The 15,807-nt window shown below is 35.7% G+C and carries 17 protein-coding genes; 11 read left to right on the top strand and 6 right to left on the bottom strand.

The features are described 5' to 3' along the window. Positions 1 to 49 precede the first annotated feature (49 nt). Both AACP56_RS06865 and AACP56_RS06860 read left to right on the top strand, forming a co-directional pair. The gene (locus AACP56_RS06865; protein WP_339336081.1) at positions 50 to 2,086 is read left to right on the top strand and encodes an OmpA family protein; all 2,037 of its coding nucleotides are present in this window, start codon (positions 50 to 52) and stop codon (positions 2,084 to 2,086) included. A gap of 254 nt (positions 2,087 to 2,340) precedes the next feature. Further along, a complete protein-coding gene (locus AACP56_RS06860; protein WP_339337023.1) occupies positions 2,341 to 2,511 on the top strand; it encodes a DUF6747 family protein in 171 nt (56 codons plus the stop codon). Positions 2,512 to 2,532: 21 nt separating this feature from the next. Here AACP56_RS06860 and AACP56_RS06855 read toward each other — a convergent pair whose 3' ends face one another. From AACP56_RS06855 to AACP56_RS06845, 3 genes are all read right to left on the bottom strand, one after another. Continuing rightward, on the bottom strand, positions 2,533 to 3,525 hold the full coding sequence (locus AACP56_RS06855) for a DUF4837 family protein (protein WP_339336083.1): 993 nt from the start codon (positions 3,523 to 3,525) through the stop codon (positions 2,533 to 2,535). A 106-nt stretch (positions 3,526 to 3,631) separates the two neighbouring features. Further along, positions 3,632 to 5,239 (bottom strand): LysM peptidoglycan-binding domain-containing protein, encoded by a 1,608-nt coding sequence (locus tag AACP56_RS06850; protein WP_339336085.1) that lies wholly within the window; start codon positions 5,237 to 5,239, stop codon positions 3,632 to 3,634. Between the two features lie 116 nt (positions 5,240 to 5,355). Further along, complete coding sequence (locus AACP56_RS06845; RefSeq protein ID WP_339336088.1) at positions 5,356 to 6,546, bottom strand: phosphoglycerate kinase; 1,191 nt, start codon at positions 6,544 to 6,546, stop codon at positions 5,356 to 5,358. A 225-nt stretch (positions 6,547 to 6,771) separates the two neighbouring features. Here AACP56_RS06845 and AACP56_RS06840 point away from each other — a divergent pair, with 225 nt between their 5' ends. The 9 genes from AACP56_RS06840 (at position 6,772) to AACP56_RS06800 (ending at position 13,654) form a co-directional block, all read left to right on the top strand. Then, a complete protein-coding gene (locus AACP56_RS06840) occupies positions 6,772 to 7,560 on the top strand; it encodes a DUF6090 family protein (RefSeq protein WP_339336090.1) in 789 nt (262 codons plus the stop codon). Between the two features lie 187 nt (positions 7,561 to 7,747). Further along, positions 7,748 to 8,152: a RidA family protein gene (locus AACP56_RS06835; RefSeq protein ID WP_445227701.1), complete on the top strand. Its 405-nt coding sequence runs from the start codon at positions 7,748 to 7,750 to the stop codon at positions 8,150 to 8,152. An 11-nt stretch (positions 8,153 to 8,163) separates the two neighbouring features. Beyond that, positions 8,164 to 8,886, top strand: coding sequence for a DUF6090 family protein (locus AACP56_RS06830; RefSeq protein WP_339336094.1), 723 nt, complete (start codon positions 8,164 to 8,166; stop codon positions 8,884 to 8,886). 20 nt (positions 8,887 to 8,906) lie between these two features. After that, positions 8,907 to 9,758, top strand: a complete 852-nt coding sequence (locus AACP56_RS06825; protein WP_339336096.1) for a nuclear transport factor 2 family protein — start codon at positions 8,907 to 8,909, stop codon at positions 9,756 to 9,758. A 100-nt stretch (positions 9,759 to 9,858) separates the two neighbouring features. Beyond that, the gene (locus tag AACP56_RS06820; protein WP_339336098.1) at positions 9,859 to 10,542 is read left to right on the top strand and encodes a DUF6090 family protein; all 684 of its coding nucleotides are present in this window, start codon (positions 9,859 to 9,861) and stop codon (positions 10,540 to 10,542) included. Next, positions 10,535 to 11,260 (top strand): hypothetical protein, encoded by a 726-nt coding sequence (locus AACP56_RS06815; protein ID WP_339336100.1) that lies wholly within the window; start codon positions 10,535 to 10,537, stop codon positions 11,258 to 11,260. Before AACP56_RS06820 ends, AACP56_RS06815 begins: the two co-directional genes overlap by 8 nt. Continuing rightward, positions 11,260 to 12,039 carry a DUF6090 family protein gene (locus tag AACP56_RS06810; RefSeq protein ID WP_339336102.1) on the top strand — a complete coding sequence of 260 codons (780 nt, stop codon included), beginning with the start codon at positions 11,260 to 11,262 and terminating at the stop codon, positions 12,037 to 12,039. Before AACP56_RS06815 ends, AACP56_RS06810 begins: the two co-directional genes overlap by 1 nt. A gap of 54 nt (positions 12,040 to 12,093) precedes the next feature. Continuing rightward, entirely contained in the window at positions 12,094 to 13,245 is a 1,152-nt protein-coding gene (locus tag AACP56_RS06805) for a DNA polymerase III subunit (protein ID WP_339336104.1), read from the top strand. A 10-nt stretch (positions 13,246 to 13,255) separates the two neighbouring features. Further along, positions 13,256 to 13,654, top strand: coding sequence for a DoxX family protein (locus AACP56_RS06800; protein ID WP_339336106.1), 399 nt, complete (start codon positions 13,256 to 13,258; stop codon positions 13,652 to 13,654). A gap of 47 nt (positions 13,655 to 13,701) precedes the next feature. Here the strand turns inward: AACP56_RS06800 and AACP56_RS06795 are convergent, their stop codons facing one another. The 3 genes from AACP56_RS06795 to AACP56_RS06785 all read right to left on the bottom strand — a co-directional run bounded on the left by AACP56_RS06795 (position 13,702) and on the right by AACP56_RS06785 (position 15,800). Then, positions 13,702 to 14,208 (bottom strand): OmpH family outer membrane protein, encoded by a 507-nt coding sequence (locus AACP56_RS06795; protein ID WP_339336108.1) that lies wholly within the window; start codon positions 14,206 to 14,208, stop codon positions 13,702 to 13,704. A gap of 223 nt (positions 14,209 to 14,431) precedes the next feature. Beyond that, entirely contained in the window at positions 14,432 to 15,262 is an 831-nt protein-coding gene (locus AACP56_RS06790; RefSeq protein WP_339336110.1) for a class I SAM-dependent methyltransferase, read from the bottom strand. Continuing rightward, positions 15,240 to 15,800 (bottom strand): hypothetical protein, encoded by a 561-nt coding sequence (locus AACP56_RS06785; RefSeq protein ID WP_339336112.1) that lies wholly within the window; start codon positions 15,798 to 15,800, stop codon positions 15,240 to 15,242. Before AACP56_RS06785 ends, AACP56_RS06790 begins: the two co-directional genes overlap by 23 nt. Between the last annotated feature and the right edge of the window lie 7 nt (positions 15,801 to 15,807).

Raw genomic sequence — 15,807 nt, 5'->3', positions numbered from 1 at the left:
TGTGCCTATATCACAAGGCGGCTTTATTGTCGTTGAACGAAAGTGAATCATGATTAAAGCAAACTTTTTATTTATACTGTTCATATCATTTGGACTCAATGCCCAAAAACTATCCGAAGATAGTATTGCAGAGCTCCCGATAGATTCTACCTTACAGTTTGAGGACAATGAAAGTGCGGACTACGTAAATGACTCAAAAACTGTAAAGAAAGAAAAGAGCAAGCTGGTTAGAAAAGCTGATGGTTTTTTTGATAAGATGTGGTACGCAGAAGCTGCTAAGTTCTACGATTTAGCCATTGAGGAAAATAAAGAGAAACCTTCAAGGTATTTATTGTCAAGGTCTGGGGATTCCCACTACTTTAACTCCAATATTAAGCAGGCATATGAACGCTATCATATGTTATACAAAGAATATGAAGATGAAATTTCAGAAAACTCCCTTTTTAATTACGTTCATACTTTAAAAGGAACCGGAAGAAAAAGGAGGGCAAACCGTATTATGGCGGTAATGAACAAAAAGAACGCAAAAAAGTTAAAAGAAGACGCTGCCGCTATTAGAGAAAGTTTAGAAGAGGAATCAAGATTTAATCTAAAGAATTTAAAAATCAATTCTAAGTATTCCGATTTTTCCCCTATGTACTATGGTAAGGATAAATTGCTTTATACCTCTGCAAAGGATACTTTGTTTTTAAATACCAGAAAGTATAAATGGGACAATCAACCTTATTTGGATTTATATACCGCAAAAGTTGATTCTACAAATAATGATGCATCTGGCACCTATCGTTTTTCTAAAAACGTGAATACAAAGTACCATGAAGCTTCGGCTAGTTTCTCTCCAGATAATAAGACTATTTACTTTACCAGAAATAATTACGGTAAGAAAAAAATAAAAAGGGATAAAAAGGGTATCAATCACCTTAAGCTATACATGTCAAAAGAAATTAATGGGGAATGGACAGAGGCTATTGAGCTTCCTTTCAATAGTGATAACTACTCTACAGGTCATCCAGCGTTGACCGCAGATGGCAAAAAGCTGTTCTTCGTGTCCGATATGCCCGGTGGTTATGGCGGAACAGATATCTATGTGGTTGATGTTTTAGAAAATGGCACCTTTTCCAAACCAAGAAACTTAGGTTTGGCAGTAAACTCTTCTAGGAAAGAAATGTTCCCTTTTATTACCAAAAACAAACTTTATTTTTCCTCGAATAGGGCTTCAGGGCTTGGAGGGCTGGATATTTATGAGTCCAATTTTAGTGCTGAAGGTTTTTCCAAAGCAGAAAACCTAGGTGCTCCTTTTAACAGTAACAGGGATGATTTTTCCCTTATTATTGATGAGGATACGGAAAAAGGATATTTTGCCTCAAACAGACCGGGTGGAAAAGGGAAAGATGATATTTATTCCTTTGTCCCAACCCGAAAATCAATGCCTAACCTGAATGAGATTTCAGGTTATATAGTGGATAGAATCACTGGTGATTCCTTACCTAACGCTATGGTTTCTTTATACAATGATGAGAATGTACGTGTTGGGGAAATTAGAACCAATGAAAAAGGCAGTTTCCGCTTTAATAACTTAAAATCCACCGACGACTATACTCTTCAGACAATTTTAGAGGGTTATTTTGAAGAGACAACCTCAGTAGCAACTAAAAACAATGAGGTAGTAGATGTTATCCAACCAATGAAACGCCTACAAGAAATGATTGTAGTCGAAGAAGGAGTTAAAAAGTTAAAAACTGAAATGATTTTCTTTGACTTTGACCGATTCAATATTAGACAAGATGCATCAGAAGAGCTCGATAAATTGGTTGAGGTAATGAAAGAATACCCGACCATGGTCATTAAAGTAGAATCCCATACGGATGCTATTGGTAATGCTGCCTACAATAAATACCTCTCTGGTAAGCGTGCCACTTCTACCAAAGAGTATTTAATAGCACAAGGTATAGATTCTTCCAGAATTGAAAGCGCAATTGGTTATGGTGAAGAAAGACTGCTAAATGATTGTGGTGACGGTGTAAGATGCAGTAAAGAAAGGCATAGACAAAACAGACGTTCAGAATTTATCATTGTAAACATGTAGCAACTATATTGCAAAAGACATAAAAAAGAGCCGACATTTTAAAATGTTGGCTCTTTTTGCATCTCATCTTTAAAAAACCTCTTTTTAGCGCAAAGGCACTAACTTCTTTTATCGATTATAATTGTCCTTTCATCATTTTTATAGCTTTTTAGCCTCCTTTAATCTCTTTTTAATGTGATTACATCTAATTACTTGATTTATGATGTAAAATGGCTCAACCTTTGAACTTAGGAACAACATTAAAGATTGACGATATGAAGAGATTTTTACTTATTAAAGAGATTTATTTAGAAGGATTTAAGAATTTAGGGCATTTTCTCGTAGAAAAATACTTTAAGATTTTTTCTTGGTTTTGCTTTATTTTATTCTTTGTTGTGCTATATGCTTTTGTATATAGAGTGGCAACGGGTTTTGCCTTTGATTAATAAAGCTCAAAAGGGAAAAAGCTAAACAGAACCTTTAGGGATAATTTTTAAGGTTTTCAGGATTGCTTCCAACTCTAATAAATCATCTCTTTTATTAGCGGAAGGAGCAAAAATAAAACCTTCAATAATCAATTTTCTGTTATTGACCTCATCATTAATGATGTAGGATAAAAACGGTCCTGCCATAGGATAACCACTAACTTCCCAAATACCTCGTACTTCAGCGGCTTTGTAGCCATTGACTTCTGCTGGGAAAACGTAGGGGGAAAACGCTTTTTCCGTAATCATATAGGTGCCTTCATAGGGTCCTGGAATGTGTTTTTTGCCTATGGAATCGCGCATTTTTACAATGTCCTGTACAAATGTGGAATCATTGGAAAAAGCATCATTTGGCATGGTGTAAGCAATAACGTTCATATTGCCCTTCAAGATCTGTCTATCGAGCCATACAAAGTTATCTTCATGTTTGCCCACATGGTACACGGAAGGGATATCCATGCTTATCCCAAACTCATCCTTAAGATCAGTTTCTTTATTGAGCGACTTTTTAAACCTTCTTTGGGCTTCCTTTATTTCGTTTTTTCTAAAAGCTGTTATTGCTTTTGGGGCAACTGAGTCCAGGTTAACAAGTAATTCTTCATTATTTCTGCCTTTTACAACCGCGACTTTTTGTGATAACGCATAAACATTTGTCTTTACATGGGCCAATGATAAACTATCCTCTTGCACATACAGTACGGACCTTGAATTGGAAACTGCGCCACTAAAAACTTGTGGGGGAATTTGTGTTAGCGAGAAAATGGCTTCACTCTGTGGTACGGCCAAAACCCTGTCTGCAAAAAGCTCCCTAGTCCTATCACCAACAGGTCCTTGCCATAAATCATTTTCCATGACCACTATCAGTGAATTTACAGCTCCAGTTGAAGGCGGGAGAAATTTTTGGTTTTTTGATGTTTCTTTACATGCTGTAAGCACCAAAAGAACTAGTAAAAGAAGTTTTCCGAGTTTTTGCATAACGTTCCGAAAATAATGAATTTATCGGAAGGTTTAATGCAATAATGGGTGTGTTGACCTTTTAGTTGAGCAAACAGATCAGAACTAGTGGTTAAACAGTCTTATCTTAAGATGAACAATTGCACAAACGCAATTTTGTGCCTGGTTTTAAATTGGACCCGCTTAAACCATTCCATTCCTTTAAATTTTGAATGGTAATACCGGGGTATTTTCTAGAAATTGTCCAAAGGGAATCCCCAGATTGCACCACGTGGACCTTAGAAGGGTCTTTGGGCAGTTGAGTTGCCGGTTTGGAAGAAGGTTTGCTTTTTGCAACAGCAGTAGTTTTGGTTATTACCGGTTTTCTTGGATATATGGTCAAACGCTGTCCAATTCTAAGATTGTTGCTTCTAAGACCGTTCCAACGCTTGATTTGACCGACACCCACGCCATATCTTTCTGCTATCTTACCAAGATAGTCACCACTTCTAACCTTGTATCTAATTCTGTCTGAACTTGTGACCAGTTGTGGCAAAGGTTTTTCCGCTTTATCCATTTGTTTTTTGGCATAAGCGTAAATCGCTTCCTCATTGTTCACAAACTTACCTATATGCTTAATGGGCAATCTTAAGGTATATGTTTTTCCTTCTACTTTAGGAATAATGTTTAGTTTATATGATGGATTTAAAACCTTAAGCTCCTCTACTGAAATCCCCACCATTTCCGAGACTTGACCAAAAGTGATCAAGTTTTTCACGTGGATTGTATCCGTTTCAAAATATGGACGTTCCACTTTTTTACCTCGAAGACCGTGTTCTTCAGCGTATTCAAAAAGGTACATTGTTGCCAAAAATGCAGGCAAATATCCAGCCGTCTCCCTTGGAAGATTGCGTCTTATATTCCAATAGTTTTTATACCCACCTGAACGCCTAATGGCCTTATTTACATTTCCAGGGCCAGAATTATACGCAGCTAAAGCTAAATCCCAATCATTGAAAATGCCATGCAGTTTTTTCAAATATTTGGCCGCAGCCGTTGTAGCAGAAATTGGATCGCTACGCTCATCAACATAACTGCTCACATCCAATTTGTACATTTTTCCAGTACCGTACATAAATTGCCATAAACCCGTAGCTCCAACTCGTGATTTTGCTCTTGGATCTAAAGCAGATTCAACAATCGCTAGATATTTTACTTCCAATGGCACATTGTGGTTATCCAATTCTTGCTCAAATAATGGAAAGTAGAATTGGCTCTTGGTGAGCATTTTCTCCATTAAGTCTCTTTTTCGGGTCAAAAAAGATTTGATTACACTTTCTAAAGAGGGATTATAAGCAATATTAAAAGGTGTTTTTTCGTCAAGTCTTTTTAGACGTGCCTTTAAGGTATCTGTAGGTAAATCTATACTATAAGTTTCTTCGGTTTTTAAACTGCTTACTTCATCATACATTTCTTGAAAATGTGAAGCGTTTTTGTGCAGTTCTGCAATCCAGAGGCTATCGTAAGTATAAGCTTGCGCTAAATCTTGAAGGGTGTCTTTCTCTTTTTCCACGGTAACAGCAGGAATATTAAGTGCAGTGAGTGCTGTTTCCTTGGCTGATATATCTGCCTTATCCTTAATATTTACTACAAGTGAGTCCGTAGCTTTTACAGCAGTGCTGTCTGCTTGTTGGGCGTTAACTGTAAATGTAGCTAGAAACAGTATAGCCCAAAAATGAATTTGTCTTCGTTTCATTTTGGTCATAGTTTGTTTGGGACTAGCGAAAATGCAGTTTTTTATTGAAAAAATAAAGGATTATGGATAAAACCATCAAAAATTAAGATAAAGTCCGTTAATCGATAACGTCTTTACTAGCCTAATATTGCCGCGATGCCTGGTAAGGTTTTTCCCTCTAAACTCTCCAGCATTGCTCCACCACCCGTAGAAACGTAACTTACCTTATCCTCAAAGCCAAATTGCTTTACCGCAGCTACGGAATCACCTCCACCAACTAGCGAAAATGCGCTACTTTGTGTAGCCTCATCAATAGCATTTCCAATGGCTATAGTACCCTTTGCAAAGCTTTCCATTTCAAAAACGCCAACAGGACCGTTCCAAAGAATGGTTTTTGATTTTAAAATGACTTCCTTAAAATTTTCCAATGTTGCGGGTCCAGCATCCAAACCTTGCCATCCATTGGGAATACTGTCTACCGCTACAATCTGGGTCTTTGCATTGTTGTCAAAATCGTCTGCTGCTAAAACATCCACAGGTAAATGAACTTCAACGCCTTTTTCTTTTGCTTGCTTTAAAATGTCTAAAGCCAACTCCATTTTATCATCTTCACAAATGGAATCTCCAACGCTTCCTCCTTGTGCTTTTACAAAAGTATAGGTCATGCCACCCCCGATAATCAAGTGGTCTACTTTATCCAGTATATTTTCAATAATGGTGATTTTAGAGGACACTTTTGCACCACCCAAAATTGCAGTAACCGGTTTTTCACCAGTTCGCATCACTTTTTCAATCGCTTTTATCTCTTTGGTCAATAAGTATCCAAAGCATTTGTTCTCTGGAAAATAATTGGCAACTATGGTAGTTGAAGCATGTGCTCTATGTGCCGTTCCAAAAGCATCGTTCACATAGATATCTCCGTACTTTGATAATTTTTCTGCAAACCCACTATCTCCTGAAGTCTCTTCATCATAAAACCTAAGGTTTTCCAGCAATAAAATTTCTCCGCTTTCCAAATTCGCATAGGCTTCATCGACTTTTTCACCAACACAGTCTTCTACAAATTTTACTTGAACCCCAATAATGTCTGAGACCGTGTTGCAAATGTGCTTTAAAGACATGTCTTCATTACGCTGACCCTTAGGTCGACCCAGATGGCTCATTAAAACCGTGCTCCCACCATCTTCCAAAATTTTTAAGATTGTAGGTTTTGCTGCTTCTATACGGCTTGTATCCGTAACATTAAATTCTCCATCCAATGGAACATTAAAATCTACACGTATTAATGCTTTTTTATCTTCAAAATTGAAATCTTCAAGTGTTTTCATGAGTTACTTGGTTTGAATGCCAAAAGTAAAGATTTCTTTAGGCTTTAGAATGTTAGCAAATCACTAAATTTTAATGATTTTGTAGTTTTTGAAATATGAATTTTGGAAATGATTCTTTAGCTATTTTAAATTCAAAGCTCTGAAATTGAATGATTTTTGTTAAAATGAAGCACGTGTTCTTGTATATTTGATATAAGTGCTCCCCCATTAACCAACCAAAAACCAATGTTAAAATTCTTCGGAAAAATCCGCCAAAAACTGCTCTCCGAAAATAAATTTTCGAAGTATCTCTTCTATGCCATTGGCGAAATTGTACTTGTTATGATTGGCATTCTGTTAGCCTTACAAGTAAACAACTGGAATGAAAGTCGTAAAGACCATAAAAAAGAGCAGGAACTGCTACTTCAGCTACAATCGGAGTTTAAAAGCAATCTTATGCAATTAGATGAAAAAATTGCTCTAAGAGATAACATGATTAACGCCTCTTTTAGATTACTTGATTTTGTGGATCATCCGCCAAAAAGAAATAATGATAGCATCCTAAAATATTTAGGCTTTACCGTACTCTCACCAACCTTTGATCCCATTGTTAACGATATCAATAGTTCTGGCAGAATACAATTAATTAAAAGCACTAAATTGAAAGAAAAGCTCTCTCGATGGACAAGCGAAATTGTACAAGTTACAGAAGAAGAGCAGGTATGGCTACATTATAGAAATAACAATTATATGCCCATTTTATTGGAAAAGGGCATGTATAGAAACCTTGTTAATCAATATTGGGAAGACAATATTATTGAGGCGTTTCATTTGGATAAAAACACAAAAACTGATTTCCATTTGGGCGATACCAAAAAAGAAATTGATCTCTTTGATCTGTTGGATGAAGTTCAATTTGAAAACCATATTGCACAATGCGCAACGTTTTCTAATCTTGCCAATACACAGTCGCACAGCTTACGGAATAGAATAGTTGAGATATTGGATTTAATTAAAAAAGGCATAGAACAATGATTAATGAAAAATTAGAGAAATAAAAACGGGTAAGCCGAAAACCGAATAGAGTAGGCAAAAAACAAGTACTATTATGAAAAAAGCAATCGAACAATTGGTAAAAATCACCTTGTTTGCCGCCTTCATCCTTACCATTAAAAGCTGTGAACAAAAGGAAAAAGAAGTGCCAAAAGTAGCGGAAAAAGAAATGATTGTTGAAGCCGAAAAACCTGAATATTTTCTGCTTAGACCTAAAGTAGAAAAAGCCTTCGGCTATTCCCACGCCGTAAAAATCGGCAACGCTATAAAAATTTCTGGAGCCGTAAGTATGGACGATGACGGAAATCCAACTGCGGTTGGCGATATAGAACAGCAGATGAAAAACTGTTATGCTGATTTGGAGAAAATATTAAAGCACTATGGTTGCACTTTTGACGATGTGGTTAAAGAGGATATTTTTACCACCAATATGCCCAAGATGCTGGAAGCAGCAAGTTATAGAGCTAAAATCTATACTAACCATTTTCCAACGGGTTCTTGGCTTGGTGTAAAAGAGCTGGCGCTTCCAGAATTTATGATTGAAATAGAGCTAGAGGTACATAAACAGAACTAGGTTGACATACGATGATTAAATTCTTCCGAAAAATCCGCCAAAAACTGCTCTCCGAAAATAAATTTTCGAAGTATCTCTTCTATGCCATAGGCGAAATCATTCTTGTGGTTATTGGAATATTAATTGCGTTACAAATAAACAACTGGAATGAGCAACGTAAGGCCAAAGAAATAGAAAAGGAAATATTGACTCAATTCAAGGAAGATTTAAAGGGTGATATTACTAGTATTGAGGATGTGGAATATTGGATGCAGAAAGTGATTGCATCAAGTAAAATAGTTGTATCCCATTTAAAAGAAAAAAAGTCCTGGCATGATTCATTGGCCATTCATTTTGATCTTTGGAACGATTTTGAACAATTAAGTCTGAATTCGGCGGGGATTACTAATCTTAAATCGCGCGGGGTAGAGCTATTAACAAATCAATCACTCAGAAATCAAATCATAAATCTTTACGACCAAACCTATTACTACATTCAAAAATCGAACGACTTCTTTAGGGAAGATCACGTGCACATGACTTACAAAAAATATTTAGAACATATCGAACCCATTAAATGGCGTGAATCCGCAATTCCCAGTGACTACCAAAAATTATTGGAGGATAAGGAGTTCATCAACCATGTTCAATGGATTAGAAATGCGGCTGAATACGATTCTGAATACCATATTTCAGCAATCAATGAAATAAAGAAAGTCATTAAGGAAATTGACAAGGAATTAAATTCTGATTAATTTCAAAACTTATAATTAAGATGCTAAAATTCTTTCGAAAAATTCACCAAAAGCCACTATCCGAAAATAAGTTTTCGCACAAGCTAACCATCAGATTTATTCTCATTGCAGCTTTGTGCCTCTTTTGGAGCTGTAATACAGCTAATAAAAAAAGTAAACTAAGTAAGACTCATTTAAATACCAAAGAAGTATCAGAAGAGATTTTATCTGCCAACGAACAATGGATGAATGCTATTAATACTAAAGATTTAGAAACCCTAAAAGAGCTTTATGTCGAGGATATTTACGGACTATCTCCAAATGGCATTGACTTCTCTGATCGAGACACACTAATTAGCATTCTCTCCAACAACAACTTTACAGTTAAAGACGTGAATACGATAAAACGTATTAAGGCCAACGGTAAATATGATTATGAAATTGGCAGCTTTAAAAATAAAAGCGGTGGTCTTGTAAAATATTTAATTATTTGGGACACCTCTGAAGAAGAAGAAAAACATGTGTTGGAATTTTTAGCTGAGGCAGATGACTTTTCTGTTGATTTAAAGTGGATAGATTCACAAAGAGATGAATGGATGAGGCTTTGTAATGACCATAACGCAGAAAATCTCATTAATACACTCTATAGTAAAAACACCTTGTATTACAATCATAAACCTATGGTTGTAGGTAGGGAAAATTTAATTCCCAATTATGCGTATATGAATAATTCAAACTACGAATTATCACTGAGTCCACTTATTGTTGAAACTGTTTCCAAAACAATTGTTTATGAAATTGGACAATGCGAAGGATCGTATAATGGGAAGTATATTTTAATCTGGCAAAAAACTGATGATGAATGGCAAATCTTGTTTGATTCAAATATTTAGCGCTTATACTAGCAAAAAGCTATAAACTTTATAAATCATTAAGCAATCGATGATCAAATTCTTCAGACATATACGCCGCTCACTAATCAACCAAAATAATATGGGGAAATATCTTAAATACGCCATAGGTGAGATAGTGCTTGTGGTTATTGGAATTTTGATTGCACTTCAGATTAACAATTGGAATGAAACGCGCATTAAGTCCAACAAAGAGTTACAGATTTTAGCAAGTGTTCATAAAGAATTTAAAAACAATAAAAAGCAATTGGATTCTGTAGTTAAAAGTCATAGAGAAACTTATGACAACTGTACTAATATTATTGATCTATTCCCTATAACCAAAAGACCGGAGCAAAAGACACTCGACTCTTTGTCCCATTATTTATTTTGGTCGTATGGAGGTGTCACTTTTAACCCATCTCAATCTAGCATTAACGCTTTAACCAATACTTCGTCTTTTGACATTATAAAAGATAAAAAATTACGTGACTTGCTGATCTCATGGAACGATCTCATTAAAGATTATCAAGAAGAAGAATTAATGTCGGTAAGCCATATAAGGAATCAGTATGATCCATATATGTCTAGACATTTTGATTGGAATTTTAATTTTAAAGATGAGCGCAATGATTTTGATGCTTTACAAACTCTAGAGTTCGAGTATTTGGTAAAGAACAACCGCGAATTGGTAGATCAAATATTATTTACCAGTGGCGAACTACAAAAAGTACAACAATCACTTGAAAACATTATAATGCTCAGCAAACCAAAAGTAAATGATTAAATTCTTTCGTAAGATCCGCCAAAAACTACTACAAGAAAGTCGTTTCTCAAAGTACCTCGTTTATGCCTTGGGGGAAATTATCCTTGTAATGATTGGTATTCTCTTAGCCTTACAAATTAACAATTGGAACGAGGCACGCAAAAACAACTTAAATGAGCAAAAACTGGTCGAAAAAATGATTGGTCAAACAAGGGTTGACTCTGCGTTATTCGCACAGCGAATACAAGGTTCAGTTATGACGTCCACTATTTTTGACAATTACCTAACAATCATTAACCAAGGTGCATCAGACTCTATAAAGGAAATTAAATATATAGGGGAACTTTCCCCAGTTTTCAAATTTAATAACGGGTCTAACCTAATACGCAACCATTCGCAGGATTTTAAGCAAATTAATAATTTAGAATTAAGAGAAGAGTTAATGGAATATGCTTATTTAGTGACCATGATGGATGGTGCCATTGAATTGACTAACACTAATATTCAAGAGTTTCTTGTTCCACTAGAGTTAGAATATTATGAAGACTTAAAACCATACGATTCAACCTCAACACTCTATGAAATGAAAGCGGTTTTTCAAAACCCAAAGATGGAATCTCGTTTTGGATTACTTAAGGGTTTGTCCCTCAATATTAAAGAGCAAGTTGAAACATTACAGACAAAAAACCAGAGTGTTTTAAAAGACCTAAAACGGTATAAATTAGAATTAGACAACTAATGATTAAATTCTTTAGACATATACGCCAACAGCTAATCCAAGAAAATAAAATGGGCAAATACTTTAAATACGCCATTGGCGAAATATTACTTGTAGTTATTGGGATTCTTTTGGCACTTCAAATAAACACCTGGAATCAACAGCGGATTGAAGATAGAACAGAGGTAGAACTACTTACTGCGCTAAAAGATGAGTTTCAAAATAATCTGAAAGACTTGGAAGAATCTATTAGTATCAATGCAAAAGCTACCCAAGCCTGTTTAGATCTTACCTACATCATACGCACCGATTCTTTGTCTCAAAAATCGGAACGGGTTGATGCGCTGCTAATTGCCATTGGCAATTTTTACTCTTTTGATGCAATAACCGGTGTTTCCAGTGAAATTGTCAATTCAGGAAAGGTGAGTATTCTAAAGAACAAAGAGCTTCAAGTGCAATTGGGCAATTGGTTGACCTTGATTGTTGATTGTGAAGAGGACATACTTTTTAGATCAGATAATTATAGCATGAACTTAATGCCCTTTTTGATGAAGCGCTTCCCCTTGGCGAATGGAGAAATCACCAAAAAATTACCTATTGATAAGAGTAATTATTTAGAAACCTATAAAGATAAGTCACCCTTCAAGTTTAATTTATCTCAAAATGATATCATGGAATTCGAGAATCAAATTTGGCATCATAAGCATAACCAAGATTATGTAGTCATCAACGAACTAAACCTGAAAGATTTTATTTTGACCACTATAGCTATGCTTGAAAAAGAGCTAAAAAAACAATAGCCGCAACTAAATTCTTCGCTAAAATCCTTTAACACTAAAACGTATATTTGCTTTATGTTGTTTAAGGACGTTTTAGGGCTATCCCATTTAAAAAAACATTTGACTACCACTGCAGAAGCTGGTCGCATTCCCCATGCACAACTGTTTGTGGGTGGTGAGGGTTCTGGAACGCTTGCTTTAGCGGTGGCGTATGCGCAATATGTCCTTTGCAAAAATACAAATGGTGAGAATCAAGGCGAAAATACGGTCTGTAACAGCAAATGTGCTTCTTTAACACATCCTGATCTTCATTTTGCCTTTCCCGTGGCAAACTCGGACAAAGTAAAGAGCCATGCTGTAAGTGACCATTATCTGGAGGAGTGGCGCAAGTTTGTAAAAGAACAGCCCTACGGCAACCTTTTTGATTGGTACAGGGCCATAGGAATAGAAAAAAAGCAGGGTCAAATAGGGGTGGATGAAGCTCATGACATCGTGAAAAAGCTTTCTCTAAAGTCTTACGAGGGAGGGTATAAAATATTGATTATTTGGATGGCAGAAAAAATGAACATTGCTGCCTCCAACAAATTACTAAAGCTTATTGAAGAGCCACCGAGTAAGACCGTAATCTTGTTCATAGCTGAAGATGAGGAACAGCTCATCAATACCATTAAATCCCGTTGCCAAGTATTACATTTCCCTCCCATACCAGACAACATAATCGCTCAAGGGCTAGTTGAAAAGGGCTTAGCAGAACCAGAAGCCAATCGTTTGGCACATGAGGCCAACGGAAACTTTAATAAGGCTCTGGATTTAATGAACAATGATTCCGAAGATTTGGTTTTTGAAAAGTGGTTTGTACAATGGATTCGTAGTGCTTTTAAGGCAAAAGGGAACAAAGCTGCAATTCATGAGTTGATATTGTGGAGCGAAGAATTGGCAAAAAACGGACGGGAAGTTCAAAAGAAGTTTTTGCACTATTGCATCACCATGATCAGGCAAGCTTTGTTGTTAAATTATAACGCCAACGAATTGGTCTATGCTAAAATTCACATGGACGGATTCGACCTAAATAAGTTTGCCCCTTTTGTGCACGAAAACAATATCTTGGATATTACCCATGAATTGGAAGAGGCTATTTTTCACGTTGAACGAAACGGCAATGCAAAAATTATTTTTACCGATCTATCAATTAAACTAACTAGGCTTTTGCATACGAAAGCTGCTTAAACCAAATAATATGGACCTTCATTTTTACCAAAACGCTGTCGAAACTGTATTACTGCTTTTTTTGATTATCACTTTTCTACAAAGCGGAATAGATAAGGTCAAAGATTGGAAAGGAAATCTGTCTTGGTTAAAAGGACATTTTGCAGAATCACCATTTAAAAATAGTGTCCCATTGTTATTGGGCATTTTAACGGTAACAGAAATAGTGGCTGGTGTTTTATGCTTGGCAGGACTTGTTCATCTACTCCTTCATGACAATAAAACCCTTGCGCTTTATGGGGCATTGATCTCTTGTTTGGCCTTGCTGATGTTGTTCTTTGGGCAGCGCATTAACAAAGACTATGAAGGCGCAAAAACCATTGTTATTTACTTGGTGCCTACTGTGTTTTTGCTGTTTTTGTTGCAATAAAAAAGCCCCAGCAGTTGCTGAGGCTCACAATACTACTTTAAAACAGCTTATTTCTTATAGCCGTCATTTAAAATTTTAAGAATTTCATCTGTAAGGTCTTGTGCATCAGTTCCATAAAGTACACTTCCGCCATCTCCTCCACCTAAGATATAGGTATATCCGTTTGCTTTTCCGTAAGCTTTGATCTCTTTTTTTACCTTACTAACGACAGAATCCATTTCTACCTGTCCTGCAGCTTGCATTTGCTGCTCTTCTTGTTGCAACTGTTGCCCCATGAATTGTCCACGTTGCTGAATAATACCATACTCTTCTTGTGCTTTCTTTTGCGACATTTTTTGTGCTTTGGTCTGAAAAGCTTGAACTTCAATTTGAAAAGCTTGTGAGATGCTATCACGCTTTTTTGTTAACGCCTCAGCTTTGGTTTTAAATTTAGCTTCGATGTCTATTTTTTCTTGGTAGCCATCCATCAACTTTAGGTTGTCTACGTAACCAATTTTATTTTGTTGGCAAGCTGCCATTAAAACAACAACTGCAACTAATACTAATTTTTTCATCTGTTTAGATTTTAGATTCGGCAAAAATATAAAAAGGGTTTACAACTACTTAAAAGTTTATGATTTTATTGCGTTTTAAGAATAATAGATAAATTCTATCCTATTTTAAAGTATCGATTTGCTGTGTCTATTAAAACACGCCTGTATAATTAACTTTTCTTCACTTAAAAACGTGTTTTCGGGGATAACTATATATGCTGTACTGTTAGGCGCTTAAAACGCTTTAAATTGATTTTCTAAGGATATATACGTGTGAGGAGTACTCTTTTGTGCTATTAGCCCTAAGATTGGATTTTAATCCATTAAAAAAAGCCTTGATAAAATTTTGTTTCCCTGTTTTGTATTTTTCTGAAAGCAATGAAACATAAAAAGAATCAAATAGCATAGGTTTGGTTTTTACCATTTCCATTTTATGTTTTTCAAAAAGCTTTTGAATCGATTGTTTTGAAAAATGCCAAAGGTGTCTTGGTACATCATAAGCTGCCCAAAATTTTTCATAATGTTCGGCGTCGTAGGATTTAAAATTTGGAACAGCAATAACCAAAGTCCCATTTTCATCTAGCAAAGAAACAATACTTGCAATCTGATTCTCCAAATCTGGCAAATGTTCCAACACATGCCAAAGCGTAATTATCTGAAATTTCTTATTAGACACTTCGTTTAAATCCGAAAAAAGAACTATTCCTTTTTTATTAGCCTTATTCCTTGCAGCACTATTTGGTTCTACTCCATTTACTTTCCAATCACTTTTTTTAGCTGCTGCCAAAAAATCTCCGGTTCCGGCTCCAATATCCAATATTGTTTTTTCAGATGGTTTAAAAGAGTTTAGTAATGAAACCTTCCTTTTTAAACTATAGCTTTTTACCAATTGGTAAATCTTATCTACAAAAGATTTTTTAGAATCGGTGTGGGAGATATAAGCTTCGCTTTCGTAATATCTATCTAGATTGTTCGGTCTTGGTTTGGTCACCAACATATCCAAATCTTCGTCATGAAAAAGTTCAAACTCTTCCTGGGAAACTGAAAAATCCTTAGTTCTTAAATACGACTTCATTGTAGTTGTGGGTAGAAAGGTATTCTTCTTTCATTGCCCGAAGATAAGGCAAAACCTTGTCTCTTGAAATGGAATCTTCATGCAAACAATCCTTTTCTTCCTTACTAAAAACTTCAATGGCGATATACCAAAATCCCTTCTTTAAAAGTGTAGTGTCTTCTTTCGTCGCATACGTTTCAAAGTCCTCGTTTTGTAATGTCGCATTTGCGGCAACATCGAAAACTAACGGAAACAAACTTATTGTCTTTGTAGGTATTTCAACTTCATAAAAAGAAAAGAAGTATTCCCTGCCATCTACTTTAAAAGGTACTTCTACATCCACGTAGTAATCTTCTAAATAAAACTTGGTGTTCACATAACTATAGAATTGACCAGCATCTTTTGGGTCTTCAAAAACAAAGGTTGTTGTTTTTGGGAGCCCTTTTTTAAACCGCTTGCCCTTTGTCAGTTTGTAATCAGAAATTGATGGAGCAATACGAATTGGAATACAAGAATTAAGTAATAATAGCCCTAGGATTAGCGTGTAGAATTTTTTCATTTTGGTT

It is taken from the genome of Croceitalea sp. MTPC6, from assembly GCF_036985525.1.
In the GTDB taxonomy this organism is placed as follows: domain Bacteria; phylum Bacteroidota; class Bacteroidia; order Flavobacteriales; family Flavobacteriaceae; genus Croceitalea.
This window is presented reverse-complemented; position numbering and strand designations above follow the sequence as displayed.